Genomic DNA, 15,648 nt, shown 5'->3' with positions numbered 1-15,648 from the left:
TAAAAACCTAGCTGTATCTGCTTGAGTTAGAATATCGAGATGACCATAACGGCAAACGCCCATTCAGATCTGAACGGGCGTTTTTTATTGCTATCATGTGAGGCGCTTATGAATACTATCAATCATCTAATAAATCCATCTGCTTTGCCGCTTCATAAATGCCGGTTGAGCGATTGCCAGTACGGCAGAATATTAAGATCGGCTGCTCGGCCTGATTAAAAAAGTCGGCAAACTCTTCGACATGGTTTTGATTGAGCTCACTACCGGCAAACGAGATCTCTTTATAGGCCAGTCCTGCCTCCTTTGCAGCGGCCTCAATATCAGCGCTGGTCGGTTGGTTAGGTTCTTCGCCATCAGGACGGTTATTGATAATGGTTTTAAAGCCGTTTTCGGCGATCATAGGGACTTGGTCCGGCGTAATTTGACCGGTAATACTGATTTGGTGGCTCATGCGAGCTCCTTTTTTATTGTCGATATTAAAGGTTGAAAGGTTTAAGGAATAAAATAGTCAATAAGCAGGGTAAAGAGTAGGATGAATAGCGTTAGAATAAAAGATACGCTATGTAACGGTTATAGTAGACCTTGCATCAAAGCGCTCTGGTATAAGAGTTTGGCGCGTGCGCCCGTGCCGCAAAACATCAATATCGGCTTGGGGCAGTCATGATAAAAGCGCGCGAACTGCTCGACGGTCAGCGTACTTAGACGCTCATCATCGAATGGCAGATACTCATAAGCCAAATTAGCTTGCTCACTAGCACTTGCTAAATCAAGGCTTGTCGGCTGGCTGACATGTTCATCATCAGGGCGAATATTGATGACTGAGCGATAGCCAAGCTGGGCAAGTTTCGCGCATTGCGATGGGTATATTTGCTTATAAATCGTAAGATTGTCAGTCATAATTTCAGTCGGTTATCTAGATAAAGTTGAATAAGGCTAAACGTGGTAAGTAACGTAAGTAACGGTGTATTGTCAAATAATATGCAATATAAGATATAAGACTATAATAGCAATAAAGTATCACCATTAGACCTCTTGCAAAAGTAGCAGAGAATTTTACAATAACTGAAACATTCATAACTGTCTAGGAACCATGCCAAACATAGATAAGCTACTCAAACAAAGTAACGCTGGTTTTAAACGCTACACTGGCATTCATAAAGCCACCTTTTATGAGATGCTTGATGCCATGCAAGAGCATGAAGCATCTAAGACCAAATCAGGCAGACCAAGTGTGCTCAGTCTTAAGGAGCAGATACTACTAGCCCTGACTTATTGGCGTGAATACCGCACGCTTTATCATATCAGTATGGACTTTGGTATTCATGAGTCTTCTGCTAGCCGTATCATTCGTAAAGTAGAAGACACACTGATTGACTCTGGCAAGTTTGAATTGCCTAAAAAGCTGCCTAGTCGTGTCGATGAGGACATCAATTGGTCAGTCGTCATCGTCGATGCCACCGAAACCCCTATTGAGCGTCCAAAAAAAACCAAAGCGACTACTACAGCGGCAAGAAAAAACAACACACCTTAAAAGCGCAGGTTATCGTCCATTGGCAAACCGGCTTGATACTTGATGTGCAAACCTGCAAAGGGTCAATCCACGATTTTAAGCTCTATAAAGATACTTGTCCTGATTGGCTTCCTGACAATGCTAAATTACTAGCAGATAGTGGCTATCAAGGTATAGCAAAGCTACATAAGCAAACCTTCACCCCTTTTAAAAAGCCACGTGGTGGTCAGTTACTGGAGATATGCAAACAGGCCAATCACTATCTGGCAAAGTTCCGTATTGTGGTTGAGCACAAAATAGGCTTAATCAAGTTGTTTAAAATCGTGGCTCATAAATATCGCAACCGTCGTCAGCGCTATGATCTTAGAATGAAGCTGTTTGCTGGTATCATTAATTCCGAGCTTAACCTATGACTTTTGCAAGAGGTCTGTTACTAAAAAACTGAATGATTACAGATCTTTTAGCGCGTTTACCGCCGCATTGGTACTCAAAAACACTTGCCCTGACAGCTCAGTAATCAGTGGCGTATGCTCAATATTATCCATTACAGGCCCTTTGATAAAGCTAAAATGCAGATGCTTATCATCAGCGGCAAGCTCTCTATTTAAGGTAATCAGCATCTCTTGCGCGGTAAGGTCAATATGATTGACCGCCGACATAATCAGGATAATCTCACGGGCGTCGCTATAGTCCTTGGTCGCTTGCAGAATGCGGCGATGGATAGAGTCGGTGTTACCAAAGAATAAACTCTCATCGATACGTATCATCAATAGATGCTCATAAGTGACGACGCTATGACGATGAATATTGCGAAAGTGTCCAGTCTCCGCCAATTGCCCAACGATAGCCACGTGCGGATGACTCGACTGCCAAATTAGACTAGCAAAAGACACCATTAGGCCGATGACTAGACCGGTATTAAGACCAAATATCAACACCCCTGCAAAAGCGGCGATAAAGCTCGCGGCATCTAAGCGATCGCGCTGCCAAGCCGATTTTAAGGTTGCGATATCTATTAGCCCGATAATAGAGGCCATGATGATAGCGCCAAGAATCGCATAAGGCAATGGCGCCAGCACATCACCAAAAAATAGCAAAGCTGCGACCATAACGGCTACGGTGACAAAGCTTGCCAGTTGCGTCCTAGCGCCTGAGTCGGCATTGATAGCTGTGCGCGAAAAGCCGCCAGCTACCGCAAAGCTCTGAAACAGGCCACCTGCAATATTCGCCAGTCCCAAGCCGGTCAGCTCGCGATTGGCATCGAAGCGCTCATCGCGCAGTCGGGCATAGGTACTGGCCACTGAGCTACTAGAGACGAAGACAATCAGCGCCATCAGTCCTGCGGTTGGTAACAGATTAGCCGCTTCACGCCAGTCTGGCAGATGCGGTAGCGTTAAGCTTGGCAGGCCATGCGGGATGCTACCGATAGTGGCGACGTTATGTGCGGACCAGTGACCGATGACACTCAAGATAATAGCAACTATTAATAAAATAAGCGGAAACAAGCGCTCCGCCCATTTCGCCTGCCTAGCCGAGAGCCAAGAGCGCCAAAGCCACTTGCCGCCATAACGGTTGGCGACTAGTAATACAAAGGAGATGACACCGATCAATAATGTTAGCGGGTGTAGCTGCTGCGCGAACTGCTGTATGCTTGACAAGTAGCCGATCAAGCTATTACCAGTGACTGGGATGGCGGTGAGGTATTTGAGCTGACTGACAAAGATGAGTACTGCTGCGCCGCTGATGAAGCCTGCGGAGACCCCGCGGCTAATAAACTGCATAATCCAGCCAAGCTTAAGCCTGCCTGCGATCCATAATAACGCGCCTACCATGAGGGCGAGCAGGCTTGCCATAAGCACATATTGCTCCGCCCCTTGATCACCATAAGTGCTCAAAGCGCTCGCGGTCATAATCGCAGTGATCGCCACCGGGCCGACCGCTTGTACATTGCTCGAGCCGATCCACGCGTAGACGATAACGGGCACGATAGCCGCGTACAGACCATACACAGGGGGCAGGCCGGCGAGCACCGCATAACCTAAGCTCTGCGGAATAACCAATATGCCGACTACCAGTCCGGCAATCACATCAGCAGGCAGGGCGGCAAACGAATAGTGACGCAGCCAAGCGGGTATGAGACGAGTGGCAATAGAGGCCATATCAGTACGCCATTATCCTAATACAGTGTTGCTTATACAGTGGCAAATGGGAGCGACAAAGAGCTTAGCGTTCATTCATACTCTCAAAGCTATTTGGCACAAAAGCGCTCATATAGCAGCTGCAGTACTGCCAGAGCATCGTCGCTGGCGATACGGTAGTAAATCTGCTTACCTTCGCGGCGCGTCGCCACTAGCTCGTCTTTACGCAAGATGCCAAGCTGCTGCGATAGGCTTGGTTGACCGACACCGACCAACGTCTCAAGCTCGCTTACGCAGTACTCGCCTTGGGTCAACTGGCATAGCAGCAATAAGCGATCGGGGTGCGATAGCGACTTGAGTAGCTGGCTGGCTTGCTGTGAAGACTGCCGCATTTGTTTGGCTAAGTCAATCGCTGCCAAATCCTGCGTGGTATCGTCCGCTGTATGGGTCGATGACCTCTTATCTAAGGTAAAAGTAGTCAAGTAATCTCCTTGGGATATCACGATTATCTTATTGATATAAATTGAGCCATTATCAAAGATTGATTATCTATATTCTAACATTAATCAGCTAAGACACTTTATAATAAACTATATTATCATAAATTACATTATATAAATTTATAAATAGTAGTATAGATGTTATATTACCGGTATAGAGCTAAGCGTTATAAAAATAATAAACAATCAGCTTTTAACGAATCATCAATAAACGAGGTAAGCATGCAAGTACATTCTTTTTTACATCAAGATACCGAAACTTATACTCATGTCTTAGCAGATAGCGCGCAGCAGCTCTGCGCTATTATCGATCCGGTATTGGACTTTGATCCCAAGTCGGGGAGGACCAGCACAGATAGCATCGATGAAGTGCTTGAGTTTGTACGCGAGCAGAACTGGCAGCTGGTCTATATTATCGAGACTCATGCGCATGCTGATCATATGTCAGCGGCCATTCATGTCAAAGATGAGCTTGGCGGCCAGTTGGTTATCGGTAAATATATCACTGAAGTACAAAAGATATTTAAGCAAGTCTATAACTTCGATACGAGCTTTCGCACCGATGCCAGCCAGTTCGATATCTTGACCGATGAAGCGACGGTTCTGACTTTGGGTGATATTGCCATTACCGTGATGCATGTACCAGGGCACACACCTGCAGATATGGCTTATGTGGCTACGGATAATGAAAAGAGCGTGGTGTTTGTCGGTGATACTATCTTCGCCCCAGACGTGGGCACGGCTCGTTGTGATTTCCCAGGCGGCGATGCCAAGACGCTGTATCACTCTATCCAAAAGCTGCTGTCGCTACCCGAGGATACGGTAATTTATCTGTGTCATGACTATCCTAGTCAAGGCCGCCAGCATTGTCCTAGTACCACCGTAGCTGCGCAAAAGCTTGCTAATATTCATGTTAAAGACGGTATCAATGAAGCGGAGTTTGTGCAGATGCGTGAGCGCCGTGATGCCACCCTTGCCATGCCAAGGTTAATTATTCCGTCAGTACAGGTCAATATTGACGCCGGGCGGTTTCCGGAACCTGAGGCCAATGGCGTTCGCTATCTAAAAGTACCTATCAATTCGCTATAGCGTCGTCATATCTATTTTATTATCTTAAGGAGTAAGTTATGAAAATCAATGTGGGTCGTACCGATAGAACGATACGTATCATCGCAGGTGTAGTCATTATTGCGTTAGGGTTTTATTACCAAAGCTTATGGGGCGTTATTGGTTTGATACCCCTGCTTACCGGTTTATTCCGTTCTTGCGTGCTCTATTCCTTGCTGGGCATCAATACTTGTAAGGCATAGTTATAGTCTTATTCATCTGCGGTATTCATAAGCTATCAACCATACAGTAATGGTAAAGGTATAGATTATAATTATATGATTGTTGATAACCCTCATATAAGGAAAAATCTATGAATATCTATCAGCAGTATGTATTACCCAAGATGATCGATATGGCGTGCGGTACGGGTCAAGTGATGAAGGCACGCGCCAACATTGTGCCACAAGCGATAGGGGAAGTGCTAGAGATTGGCATCGGTAGCGGTCTTAATTTAGAATTTTATGACGCCAGTAAAGTGACTTCTATTATTGGAATTGATCCCGCGGCGCAAATGCAGACGTTGGCATATAAACGGGCGAAGCAGATTGATATTCCTGTCGAGACTATCGCCGCGGATATCTATGGCATTGATGCAGAGCGCGCGCGTTTTGATACTATCGTCATGACTTTTACGCTTTGTAGCATTGATGATCCGATACCGGCGCTAACAGAGATGGCGCGGCTACTCAAACCTGAAGGTCGGCTGCTATTTTGTGAGCATGGTCTTGCACCTGATGCGAGCGTCAAGCGTTGGCAGCGCCGTCTGACACCGCTATGGAAGCCTATGGCGGGTGGCTGTCATTTAGACCGTGATATTGCTGCACTGATTACAGCGGGCGGTTTTACTCTTGAGGAGTTAAATGAGGAATACTTACCCGGACCCAAGCCTATGAGTTATGTCTATAGCGGCTCGGCTAAGAAAAAGCTATAGAAGGAAATTTGTACAAATATTAGAATAATAATTTGAGCTAAGTTTTTTCATTTGCAAGATATAAAACTAATAAAAGAAAATTAATAAAGAAGGACTAAGTTATGAGTACTGAGAGTTTACATATCGTTTGCCCCAATTGCCAAGCGACCAATCGTCTGCCAAACGATCGTCTTAGCGCAGCGCCCAACTGTGGTAAATGCGCCAAGTCTTTACTGACTGCAAGCCCGCAGGAGCTAACTGCGCAAACGGTAAATAAAGTCATTCAAAAGAATGAAGTGTTGACGGTGATCGACTTTTGGGCAAGTTGGTGTCAGCCGTGCTTGATGATGGCACCGCAGTTTAAAGAGGCGGCAGGGCAACTGCCGCAAGTGGTGTTTGCTAAGCTGCAAACGGACAAGTACGAGCAAGCAGCGGCGGCTTATAACATTCGCAGTCTACCGACGATGGTGGCGTTTAGAGGCGGGAAAGAAGTCGCTCGCCAGTCAGGAGCGCTGCCTAGAGATCAGATTGTGCAGTGGGTGCAAAGCTTGCAAGGATAGCGCTTAACTTAATACTCAATACATTCAAAACCACATAAAAAGCCAATACGTGGATAGCGTATTGGCTTTTTGCTAAAAGAGTCATTAGGGCGTGTTGAACATTCACAAATACGCACTGCTGATCGCTACTAGTTAATCAAAGCTGTGTTCTAGTCGTCGTTAAAATTGCAGATAATGCTTATTGCATTGGTTAGCTGATTTTATTTAAACAGTCGCAACGACTAGGGCGATTTTAGCATCAGCCCTCACGACAACAACAGGGACAGGACTATTTTTTGCCGCTTTATTGATAAAAATAGACGCTTAGAACGACTAAACTTACCATTTTTATCTGCAAATCGCCTAAAAAATAGTCTCTGTCAGTGCCATGGTCGAATGTTCAACACGCCTTAATTATCTATAAGTCAAAATAGACATCAAATAAAGCTTACTCTCCATAAATCTTAATACCATTGGCAAAGCTACAGCGTTTTATACGTGCCGTTTGAATGATAGCGTCGGCTTCACCGTATAGACGCGATAGCTTCGCATCACGCGCTTTACTATCGTTACTTCGACCCACGCCAAAGCTAATATTAGGCGAGATACCCCAGCGTCCAGCAGAGATGCCGACGCCGACTCCTGATGCCGACAGGCTCGATTGCTGCTTTTGCGTCGCATTGACATAGCGCTCAACGCGATTGTACTCTTGAGCGAGCGCTTGACAGTCGTAGCTTTGATAAGTGCTTGGCGGCACATACTGCGGGGTGAGATTGCCACTGGTTGCACAGCCCGAAAGCGTAAAGATGCCAGCGGTGGCAAGTAATGCTGCTGCGGTAAAGGTTTTCATAAAAACTCCGTTGAACCAGTAGGAGGTATTTAAGATAGCAAATATAGCGAGCTTATGATATTAAAATAAGTTTGCAGGTTTCGCATACGCCAAGATGACAATCCCTATATAAGCGACGCCGGCGATAAGAATACCGACTTTACTTTGAGTTGGCGCAGCATTGACGTTGAAAGCTTTGGCGCTAGCACTGATTGCGGCGACTAACAGTATAATTTTGGCAAATACCCACTGTACAGGCGCGTTCACACTCATCAATTGCATCAGCATCCAAGCCCCTGTGACTATCACTAAGGCATATAATATGTGATTGGCAATCTTAACCGGACGCGGCGCGCGGCGATTAGCGCTTAACACCAAAACGCTCTGGTAAATAAATAGCCCAATCAATATAAATACTAATAGCATGTGTAGATGTTTCATTGAATCTTATTCCTTGTAGAGTAAGCTCAGCACTAGTCAGTCTAAGCGAATCTAGCGCAGTGACAGCGCTTATTTATTTTGTCCTGCACATAGCGGGCTCTCAGGGCTTTGGGTTTGCTGTTGCCACTCAGTAGGGGTGTAAGCGTGGATCGCAAGCGCATGCACAGTACCGCCTTGCGAGGTTAGCAGTGGATCTACCAGCTGATAGACAAGCTGATGGCGCGCAACCAAACGCTTGCCTGCAAAGGCTTCACTAACTAGCGTTAGCTTGAAGTGACTCTCTTTACCGTCAAAGTAACCAGCATGATTCATTGACTCATTGACTAAGTCTAGATATTGCGGCTGTAACTCTTGCAGCTTGTCTTCAAGGGCGATAGCAGTAGGGGCGGTAGTCGTCATAACAGTCCTTCAATAGTCAACACTGTGCTGATTTGATAAAAATAGATGGAAGCATTATACCAGAGCAAAGCTTACAAGTGCTAAACGCGCTCTTTGTCAAACTATTATGATACTGCTCTTTTATGAGACTGCTTTTTATAACAGAAACAGCAGTCACAAAAAAACAGGGCATGAATGTATCCAAGCCCTGTTGTTAAGACTGTTCGTATTAACCACTAACGGCGCGTTTTTTGATACAGTGGCATCACTTTAGGCATTAATGCCTGCATTTGTGAGATACGTGTACTGCTTGCCGGGTGAGTACTCAAAAACTGAGGTGGCTCACCTTGACTAGCGCGCTGCATTTTTTGCCATAAGGTGATAGCCGCTTGCGGGTTGTAGCCAGCACGTGCCATTAGCTCAAGTCCGATTTGGTCGGCCTCAGACTCTTGGGTGCGGCTATGCGGACGGCTCAAACCAAGATCACCGGCAAGACCTGCTAGCTGCGCTTGACCTTGCGAGAGACCAAAGACACTTGCTGCAAGGCCAATACCAGTCTGCGTGGCATATTCGCGAGAAATACGTTCACGAGAATGCTCACGTAGCGCGTGTGATATCTCATGACCCATAATGGCAGCAATCTCATCATCAGTTAGGTTCAAGCGATCGATAATGCCAGAATAAAACAGGATTTTACCGCCTGGTAATACCGAAGCGTTGAGCTGCTGTGACTTAATGGTATGAACCTCCCAGTTCCACTGAGCAGCATCAGGACGATAAACACTAACTTGACCGACTAAGCGATTAGCAATTCTTTTTAGGCGTTGTAGCTGCGCTGGATTAGTATCTAATACCCGCTCTTGGCGCGCTTTTTGTAGCACTTGATTGTAGCTTTTGGCAGAGAGTTGTAGCACCTCTTCATCAGAGACCAGTAATAGCTGCTGACGATCGACGCCGACAGCGCCTGTATTGGTAGTGCTCGTACAGCCAGCCAGTCCAAGTGTCGATAATGAAGCCGCCATCAGTGACGTAGTGAGCAATTTTTTCATAATAAACATCCTCGCTGTTAATAATTAATACTTATTAAAATAATACAAAGTTAAAGTCTCGCAAATCTACTCTAAGGTATGCCATAGTATAATAAGCCTACTGTCACAAGACTAGTGCAGTAAAAGTAACATTACTACATGCAAATGTAAGTACATCTCTGTCATAAGTAATAGGTGATAGCTGGATAGAGCCTAAAGGTTATAAAAAGATCCCAGCTAAACTTAAAAGATGCGTTAATAAATAATCGCTAAATTATCAAAGAGATAACCGAATATTCGGCAGTTTAGCGGTGCCAAACGTAATTAAAACAAGCAAAATTTAAAAAAATATATTGACACCGGCAAAATAGTTGCTAAAATAGCCATCCTATCGAGACGTAGTCATTAATATTTATTAACGATACGCTTTGATTTATGCGGGATTAGCTCAGTGGTAGAGCATAACCTTGCCAAGGTTGGGGTCGAGAGTTCGAATCTCTTATCCCGCTCCAAATATGGCTACTGTCTTTTATACAAGACATAGCAAAAACCCTCACTATTTATATAATAGTGAGGGTTTTTTTTGTCTGTGTTTTACGCCCGTCAATCATTGGTATCGAGCGTCAAGCAACGATTTGCAAGCGCTTAGCAAGCGGTAACGTATGGTTTTCAAAGTCCTCAACCATGCGATTTAACTCCGCAATATTGTCTTTTTCTTCTCTTAGAGTGTTACCGTCTTTGAGCAGCAGCTGACCGTTTTTTTTCAGCGCTTGCCAAGCATAATCAACCCATTGCTCCCGTGTCTTCTTACCTTTTGTGTAAGCGTGCAAGAATATCAAAGGGAAGCGGCCATAAGTCAGTGCACTACCCGTCAACGGACTGACTAAGGCATTGAGCTCGGGGCTGACTAAGCTTTGCTGCATGACATAAGCGTTGAGCTTATTGCAGCGCGCTCGCACTTTATCAATAGTCTCGTCATCTTGTAGCAATACAATAGCGCCTTGACTGTACAAAATTGCCAAAGACTCAAACAGCCAGCTTTGCTGAAAGTCCTCCGGTAGCTGCTGCTGTAGCGACGCTACTGAGTGAATTTGATAGTCAGCTAGTAAGGTGATGATCTGCTTGTAGATGTCTTCACGTAGATTGATATTACCAGCTGCGCCACTCACTTCGTATTTGATGTCTTCGGCGCTACTGATCATCATAAAGCGCAATTGATGCCACGTTTGTTCTAGTTTGGCCGTAGACACTTTACGCGCGCCTTTTACCCAATAGTCGCGGCGAAACTGCTTATTGTGCATATAGTCTTTGACGCTTTGGGCGAACATAGGATCGTCTAAGCTTTCTATAAAGTTGAGCTGCTCGCTATTGTAACTACTAGGCTTATAGTCCTCCAAAAAATTGGCGGAACAAGCAAAGCTAGTCTTCGTTGGAGACAACCAATCTGCCATCTCAGAGAAATACATCGGCTGCCAATCGCGGTTAAAGTATTCGTGAGCCAAGTAATTGGGGTTTTGCTGACCGATGTCTTCTAAGCGTTTGGGTATAGAAGGCACTTGCTGGACGAGTGGCTGACAAAGCGTCAACAGCTCTTGAGTGAATTTGATGGAAGCTTCGACACGTTTTCCCATACCTTGGCCGCGGCTACCGTGCATGTGATCGTGCTCGGTGAGCATATGGCGAATGGGAGAAGCCGCTGACCACCCTGGCAAAGTGTTGTAGCTGATATAGAGGACACCGCCTACTTTGAGTTTGCGGCGAATAAAGTCAGCGATAATGTCGCGGTTCTCGTTAGAGACCCATGACCAAATACCATGCAGGCCGATAAAATCAAAATCGGGCAAGTCCTCACGGTTGCAAAACTCGCTAAAAGACTGGTCAAACAGCTGCGCGTCGCTACCTGAGATACTTGATAGCTCCTTTGCAAAACTGGCTTGTGAGGGGTTGAAGTCGGTGCCATACCATTTGATATCTGAGGCTGCAGCGTGAGCATTGATAGACATACCTTGACCGAAGCCCAGCTCACAAGCCGTGGTGAACTTAGGTGCATCTAGTCCTGCCATCAAAAACGGGATTTTTACATTATGTGGATTGAGCTCTGAGTAATAACCATAAGTATAGTTGATATCGCTGATATAACCTTCTGACCAGTTTGCCATTGTACATCCTTGTCTTATCGGTGAATTTATGGAACGCCTAAAATTCAATGCTTCTCATCCTACTGCCACAAATCCTAAGGTACAAATCTAATATAGCGCAGCTGCACAAAGCTAAGAGGCTACGCTGCAACACAATAAGGTTACAAAAGTCAGCCAACTTGCCCTATCTACTTGAGGTTAGTACGGCATAATAAATGAGTAACTTTTAAAGCGATATCTGCAATATAAGTTTTCGACCTACAGACTTAAGATAGTCGTTAATACAAGCCTACCTAATAATAAATCATAATTAAAATAGGAGCTTTTTATGCCAGAATTTAAAGAAAAAAGCTTTGATGAGCTGTTTGACCTGTCCGGCAAGACCGCTATCGTCACCGGCGGCGGCGTGCAAACTCTGAGTTAAATAAATAAAACTTTATCAGATCTTATATTTCACCCAGCAGCGCCATACATTTTTAAAGAGTATTGACTACAGTAGTTACTCTAAGCCGTTTGTTTATTTTTGCCGCCCATCAAGCTATTGACTACCCAAGCTGGGCCAATTAATAAGAACTGCAAATCTTCAAAAAAAGAGGGTTTTTTGCCTTCGATTTTATGACCGACAAACTGACCGATCCAAGCAACCACGAAGATACTAGCCCAGACCTTAAAACCGATAGGTAGTGCTGCCATTACTGATAAGCAAATCAAGATAAAGATACCCATCGCTAAAAATAATGGCGTTGAGAGCTGCATATAAAATAGCAGCACTAAGGCGCTAAGCACTAAGGTAATCCAAACCGATAGCGACATACCCATGCCTAAGATACTGACAAAAATAGTCGGCACTGCCATCCAGTGGATTTTTTTATTGATTAAGTTTTGGTGACTGACCGAATATTCGCTAAGCCACTGCTCAAGCGAGCGTTTCGATAAACGTTTTTGAGTACGAGACATCCTAACCTCCTTGTTAGTCATTTGATGAGTAGAATTAAAGAGCTGCGATATCTTTAGTTGTAGCATTATTTATAGTGCTCTACCACTTTATCGCGTAGACCCTCGCGTCATAACCGCTTGCTTTAACCGTTATTATGACGCTTTAGCGGCGTCTTGTTCGCTGCGATACCACTCGTAAAGCCCGACAAAAGAGTTGACTTGATAGACCATCGTTTGAATCGCAAAGATATAATTGCCTGACATCAGATTGACTGTGAGCCATACGAAGTTGGAGATAATCCACAACCACCAGTTAAACGAGTAGCGTAATATCATCGCTGCTTGGGCGGTGATAGAGAGAATAAAAGCGATGACGTTTATCCAAAAAAAGGAGATAAACCCTAAAAATAAACTACTGTCATTTTCGACGACGGCATAGCCGTAGCTGGCGAGTAGCGCGTTCACCGTGGGGAAAAGCGCTAAGCCGATGATCATAAAGGTAATGGTAATCAGCCAAACCCACTTATTGGCGGATTTGGGTATCATATCGCCGTCAGCATCGGTATTCTTTGACCAATAAAACAGACCGTAAAGGTGGGTGAAAAAGTTAAATAGCGGCGCGAGCATCAGACCAACGGAGCCGGCCGTACCTTGTACCACCACTTCACCAGCGGTCGCCGCCATACCAAAACCGTTGCCTGCGACGTTTTTGCGAAAGGATAACGACACCACGCAGATCAGACCAATAAAAGACACCGCTAAATAAAACCAGTCCAAAGTGCTGTGCTCAGTGGTGAGCCAAAATCCCGCACTCAGCGCTAAGACTCCTGAGATAAACCAGATAATGATCCATTGTAACGACCATTTGCCAGTGATGTTGTCCAGTAACTGAATGCGCATAGAGTGGTTGTCCTTTAGGTCTGAGGTTAGTTATTAAATCGTTTATGAGGCTTGTTAGAGTCGTAGAGCTATAGGGTTGTGACGTTATAAATAGCGCTGCTGTTATCTCGTCTATTCTACAAAGCTTTGCCGTAGATATACTTATCGATAAATGCCACAGCTTCATGATAACGAGTATCGTAATTTGGCGCGTCGATAAGGTGCGGCTCAATATTATGGCGAGCAAAGATGTCTAAAAGAAGCTGCTCGAAGCGGCCGCGAGCTTCCGCGCTACCTAGCGAGCGCATACCGTCATCGACCCAAGGTGTATTATTATCGAGCATCACCGTATAGTCTAACCGAAACTCATTAATACAAGCGTCAACGAAAGGATGAGTACGGCCTTCATACTCTTCACAGAACGCTTGCGTAGTCACAAAGTCAGTATCAACGATAGTCACCGGCGCGGTCGCATTGATCTTAGCTTGGCGAATAGCCTCGGCATGATCAAGCGCGATAGGGCCGTAATCGCTATATTGCAGACCAAGCTCACTACCACCCAGGTCAGTCACGACATAGAGTCTACCCATCTCTAGCGCAAAGCTTGCGCCGTAGTAATTGGCAAGCTTATGTACCAAAGTGGTTTTGCCTGAGCTCTCACCGCCGACGATAGCGACAGTCTTGGTATAGTTGGCACGCGCTACTGGATGAATCGCGGCCCAATTTGCGATAGGGTGGCTTGCGATGGCATACGAGTCAAACTCTGACTGTAGCGGTGTCGTTAAGACCGGCATGCTCAGTTGAGACTTGACCGCCTCTTGCGCGATAGGATGATTCTCTGCGACAAATAATGCGGTATCATCAGGTAGCTCTAACTCATGGGCGATATGAGTGAGTTTGGCCTGAGTTTCAGTGACATCGATAGCAACATCGCTAAAATCATCATGGATAGGCAGCGCAATCTCCTCAGAGATATGCAGATGAATAAAGGGCAAGTCCGCACAAGCCATCTGTAGCCAGCGCGCTTTGTCCTTTAAGGTAATATCAAAATCTGGATGCGGCGCCGGATGGGAAGTGATAACGATATAAAGGCTTTTGACTTGTCCTGCTGCTGCTAAGATACTGCGCATTTGTCCTAAATGTAGTGGCTGAAAATGCCCAATCATTAAACCGGAATCAATCACCATATCTCCTACCTAACTTCATCATATAAACCGCGCTGTTTGTGCGTTAAATTAATAGCATGGTATAAAGCTTTGGACGTAGATACAGGTGAGTTATTGTAAAAGTTTGAAAAATGAGTAGCGAAAGCAGGCAAGTTGTTGAAATGAATAATAATCGTCGCAAATAAGCATCTCAGTAAACTCAGAGAAAAGAACCAGTAACATGGCCTTTTTTGAAACATTTTGAAATAACTATTTAAAATCAGGCAGTTACCGCGCTTTATGACAGATTACGGCAACTTTGATTATCATAAAGTCACAAAGCACGCTTAAAGCATCAACAGATAAATAGCGAATACTTGCTATACTTATTTACAAGTTAAATCGCTCGATAAGGAGTACAAACTTTGAGTAAGTTAGTTAAACTGCATCGTTCGCGAAACAATAAAATGATTGCAGGTGTCATGGGCGGTATCGCTCAGTATTTAGGATGGTCACCGACTTGGGTAAGAGTGTTGTTTGTTATTATCTCTTCACTTAGTGCAGCAGTCCCAGGGATTTTGATTTACATCATATTATGGATTGTTATGCCAAAAGCAACTCATCAGTCCTATCAGTAGTTAGATGTAGTGAAAGAAGTACCCATTTTAAAGTTACTAAAGTTAAAAATATCAAATTTAAAAGTATTTGGGTTAAACAAGTACCACAGTTCTAAAAGTAATGCAGTCGAAATAAACAGTAACGCTAAACCTATAATAATAAAAATAGAGTAGCGATAGTGGCTCATAAAAAACAAAAAGCCTGACACAACAGGATACCGGTATCACACTTTTCCTCCTGCCCAGATGCTTACGCATTTGGGTATTTTTTTGTTGTGCTGCTTTCGCTGATTTATGCGCTGCTGATTTATGCACTGATGTAGTGAGTTCATTGTAAAAACGATATAGCGGTATTGGGATGCTTTTGTTTAACTATTAGTTATGCAGCCTCTGTCTGCATAGGCACAGCACGCCAGTAAAATTCATACCCGTTCCGCGCCTAAAAACTATCTCTCTACTTTATTTAGAATTGACTATACCTGTCATCATCGGTTGAACTTTAATACGCGACGCCTAGCCAGCGTAGATATTACATATGATGCTATAGGTA

General features: G+C 44.6%; 18 protein-coding genes, 1 tRNA gene and 1 pseudogene. 8 read left to right on the top strand and 12 right to left on the bottom strand.

Annotated features, from left to right (window positions below):
- Positions 1-118 precede the first annotated feature (118 nt).
- The gene (locus tag JMY03_RS05340; RefSeq protein ID WP_025644729.1) at positions 119-451 is read right to left on the bottom strand and encodes a TIGR01244 family sulfur transferase; all 333 of its coding nucleotides are present in this window, start codon (positions 449-451) and stop codon (positions 119-121) included.
- Positions 452-570: 119 nt separating this feature from the next.
- Positions 571-897, bottom strand: coding sequence for a beta-lactamase hydrolase domain-containing protein (locus tag JMY03_RS05335; protein WP_201601697.1), 327 nt, complete (start codon positions 895-897; stop codon positions 571-573).
- Between the two features lie 193 nt (positions 898-1,090).
- On the opposite strand from JMY03_RS05335, the gene JMY03_RS05330 reads away from it, so the two are divergent.
- Together JMY03_RS05330 and JMY03_RS05325 are read left to right on the top strand one after the other, a co-directional pair.
- Positions 1,091-1,531: a transposase family protein gene (locus tag JMY03_RS05330; RefSeq protein ID WP_201600041.1), complete on the top strand. Its 441-nt coding sequence runs from the start codon at positions 1,091-1,093 to the stop codon at positions 1,529-1,531.
- An 8-nt stretch (positions 1,532-1,539) separates the two neighbouring features.
- Positions 1,540-1,923, top strand: a pseudogene (locus JMY03_RS05325) (transposase family protein); the annotation flags it as partial.
- Between the two features lie 36 nt (positions 1,924-1,959).
- Here JMY03_RS05325 and JMY03_RS05320 read toward each other — a convergent pair.
- A complete protein-coding gene (locus JMY03_RS05320; protein WP_201601695.1) occupies positions 1,960-3,669 on the bottom strand; it encodes a SulP family inorganic anion transporter in 1,710 nt (569 codons plus the stop codon).
- Between the two features lie 89 nt (positions 3,670-3,758).
- Positions 3,759-4,130: an ArsR/SmtB family transcription factor gene (locus tag JMY03_RS05315; protein WP_390879919.1), complete on the bottom strand. Its 372-nt coding sequence runs from the start codon at positions 4,128-4,130 to the stop codon at positions 3,759-3,761.
- Between the two features lie 240 nt (positions 4,131-4,370).
- On the opposite strand from JMY03_RS05315, the gene JMY03_RS05310 reads away from it, so the two are divergent.
- From JMY03_RS05310 to trxC, 4 genes are all read left to right on the top strand, one after another.
- Entirely contained in the window at positions 4,371-5,237 is an 867-nt protein-coding gene (locus tag JMY03_RS05310; protein WP_201601693.1) for an MBL fold metallo-hydrolase, read from the top strand.
- Between the two features lie 38 nt (positions 5,238-5,275).
- Positions 5,276-5,458 carry a YgaP family membrane protein gene (locus tag JMY03_RS05305; protein WP_201601691.1) on the top strand — a complete coding sequence of 61 codons (183 nt, stop codon included), beginning with the start codon at positions 5,276-5,278 and terminating at the stop codon, positions 5,456-5,458.
- Between the two features lie 110 nt (positions 5,459-5,568).
- On the top strand, positions 5,569-6,189 hold the full coding sequence (locus tag JMY03_RS05300; RefSeq protein ID WP_201601689.1) for a class I SAM-dependent methyltransferase: 621 nt from the start codon (positions 5,569-5,571) through the stop codon (positions 6,187-6,189).
- A 101-nt stretch (positions 6,190-6,290) separates the two neighbouring features.
- Positions 6,291-6,728, top strand: a complete 438-nt coding sequence (gene trxC, locus JMY03_RS05295) for a thioredoxin TrxC (protein WP_201601686.1) — start codon at positions 6,291-6,293, stop codon at positions 6,726-6,728.
- Positions 6,729-7,155: 427 nt separating this feature from the next.
- Here trxC and JMY03_RS05290 read toward each other — a convergent pair whose 3' ends face one another.
- From JMY03_RS05290 to JMY03_RS05275, 4 genes are all read right to left on the bottom strand, one after another.
- Positions 7,156-7,557 carry a hypothetical protein gene (locus JMY03_RS05290; RefSeq protein WP_201601683.1) on the bottom strand — a complete coding sequence of 134 codons (402 nt, stop codon included), beginning with the start codon at positions 7,555-7,557 and terminating at the stop codon, positions 7,156-7,158.
- A 60-nt stretch (positions 7,558-7,617) separates the two neighbouring features.
- Positions 7,618-7,977, bottom strand: a complete 360-nt coding sequence (locus tag JMY03_RS05285; protein ID WP_201601681.1) for a SirB2 family protein — start codon at positions 7,975-7,977, stop codon at positions 7,618-7,620.
- A 69-nt stretch (positions 7,978-8,046) separates the two neighbouring features.
- Positions 8,047-8,376: a BolA family protein gene (locus JMY03_RS05280; protein WP_201559381.1), complete on the bottom strand. Its 330-nt coding sequence runs from the start codon at positions 8,374-8,376 to the stop codon at positions 8,047-8,049.
- Positions 8,377-8,591: 215 nt separating this feature from the next.
- On the bottom strand, positions 8,592-9,404 hold the full coding sequence (locus JMY03_RS05275) for a M48 family metallopeptidase (RefSeq protein WP_201601679.1): 813 nt from the start codon (positions 9,402-9,404) through the stop codon (positions 8,592-8,594).
- 416 nt (positions 9,405-9,820) lie between these two features.
- On the opposite strand from JMY03_RS05275, the gene JMY03_RS05270 reads away from it, so the two are divergent.
- Positions 9,821-9,895: transfer RNA gene (locus JMY03_RS05270), tRNA-Gly, on the top strand.
- A gap of 111 nt (positions 9,896-10,006) precedes the next feature.
- Here JMY03_RS05270 and JMY03_RS05265 read toward each other — a convergent pair.
- The 4 genes from JMY03_RS05265 to nadR all read right to left on the bottom strand — a co-directional run bounded on the left by JMY03_RS05265 (position 10,007) and on the right by nadR (position 14,523).
- Positions 10,007-11,542: a class I SAM-dependent methyltransferase gene (locus JMY03_RS05265; protein ID WP_201601677.1), complete on the bottom strand. Its 1,536-nt coding sequence runs from the start codon at positions 11,540-11,542 to the stop codon at positions 10,007-10,009.
- A gap of 483 nt (positions 11,543-12,025) precedes the next feature.
- On the bottom strand, positions 12,026-12,478 hold the full coding sequence (locus JMY03_RS05260; protein WP_201601675.1) for an Mpo1 family 2-hydroxy fatty acid dioxygenase: 453 nt from the start codon (positions 12,476-12,478) through the stop codon (positions 12,026-12,028).
- A 132-nt stretch (positions 12,479-12,610) separates the two neighbouring features.
- Positions 12,611-13,357 (bottom strand): nicotinamide riboside transporter PnuC, encoded by a 747-nt coding sequence (gene pnuC / locus JMY03_RS05255; RefSeq protein ID WP_025644712.1) that lies wholly within the window; start codon positions 13,355-13,357, stop codon positions 12,611-12,613.
- A gap of 116 nt (positions 13,358-13,473) precedes the next feature.
- A complete protein-coding gene (nadR, locus tag JMY03_RS05250; protein WP_307833137.1) occupies positions 13,474-14,523 on the bottom strand; it encodes a multifunctional transcriptional regulator/nicotinamide-nucleotide adenylyltransferase/ribosylnicotinamide kinase NadR in 1,050 nt (349 codons plus the stop codon).
- 383 nt (positions 14,524-14,906) lie between these two features.
- On the opposite strand from nadR, the gene JMY03_RS05245 reads away from it, so the two are divergent.
- Positions 14,907-15,119 carry a PspC domain-containing protein gene (locus JMY03_RS05245; RefSeq protein ID WP_201601673.1) on the top strand — a complete coding sequence of 71 codons (213 nt, stop codon included), beginning with the start codon at positions 14,907-14,909 and terminating at the stop codon, positions 15,117-15,119.
- Positions 15,120-15,648: the final 529 nt, after the last annotated feature.

This window comes from Psychrobacter submarinus, assembly GCF_904846685.1.
GTDB lineage: Bacteria > Pseudomonadota > Gammaproteobacteria > Pseudomonadales > Moraxellaceae > Psychrobacter > Psychrobacter submarinus.
Note: the sequence above shows the minus strand (reverse complement) of the source record. Positions and strands in the feature narration are given on the sequence as shown.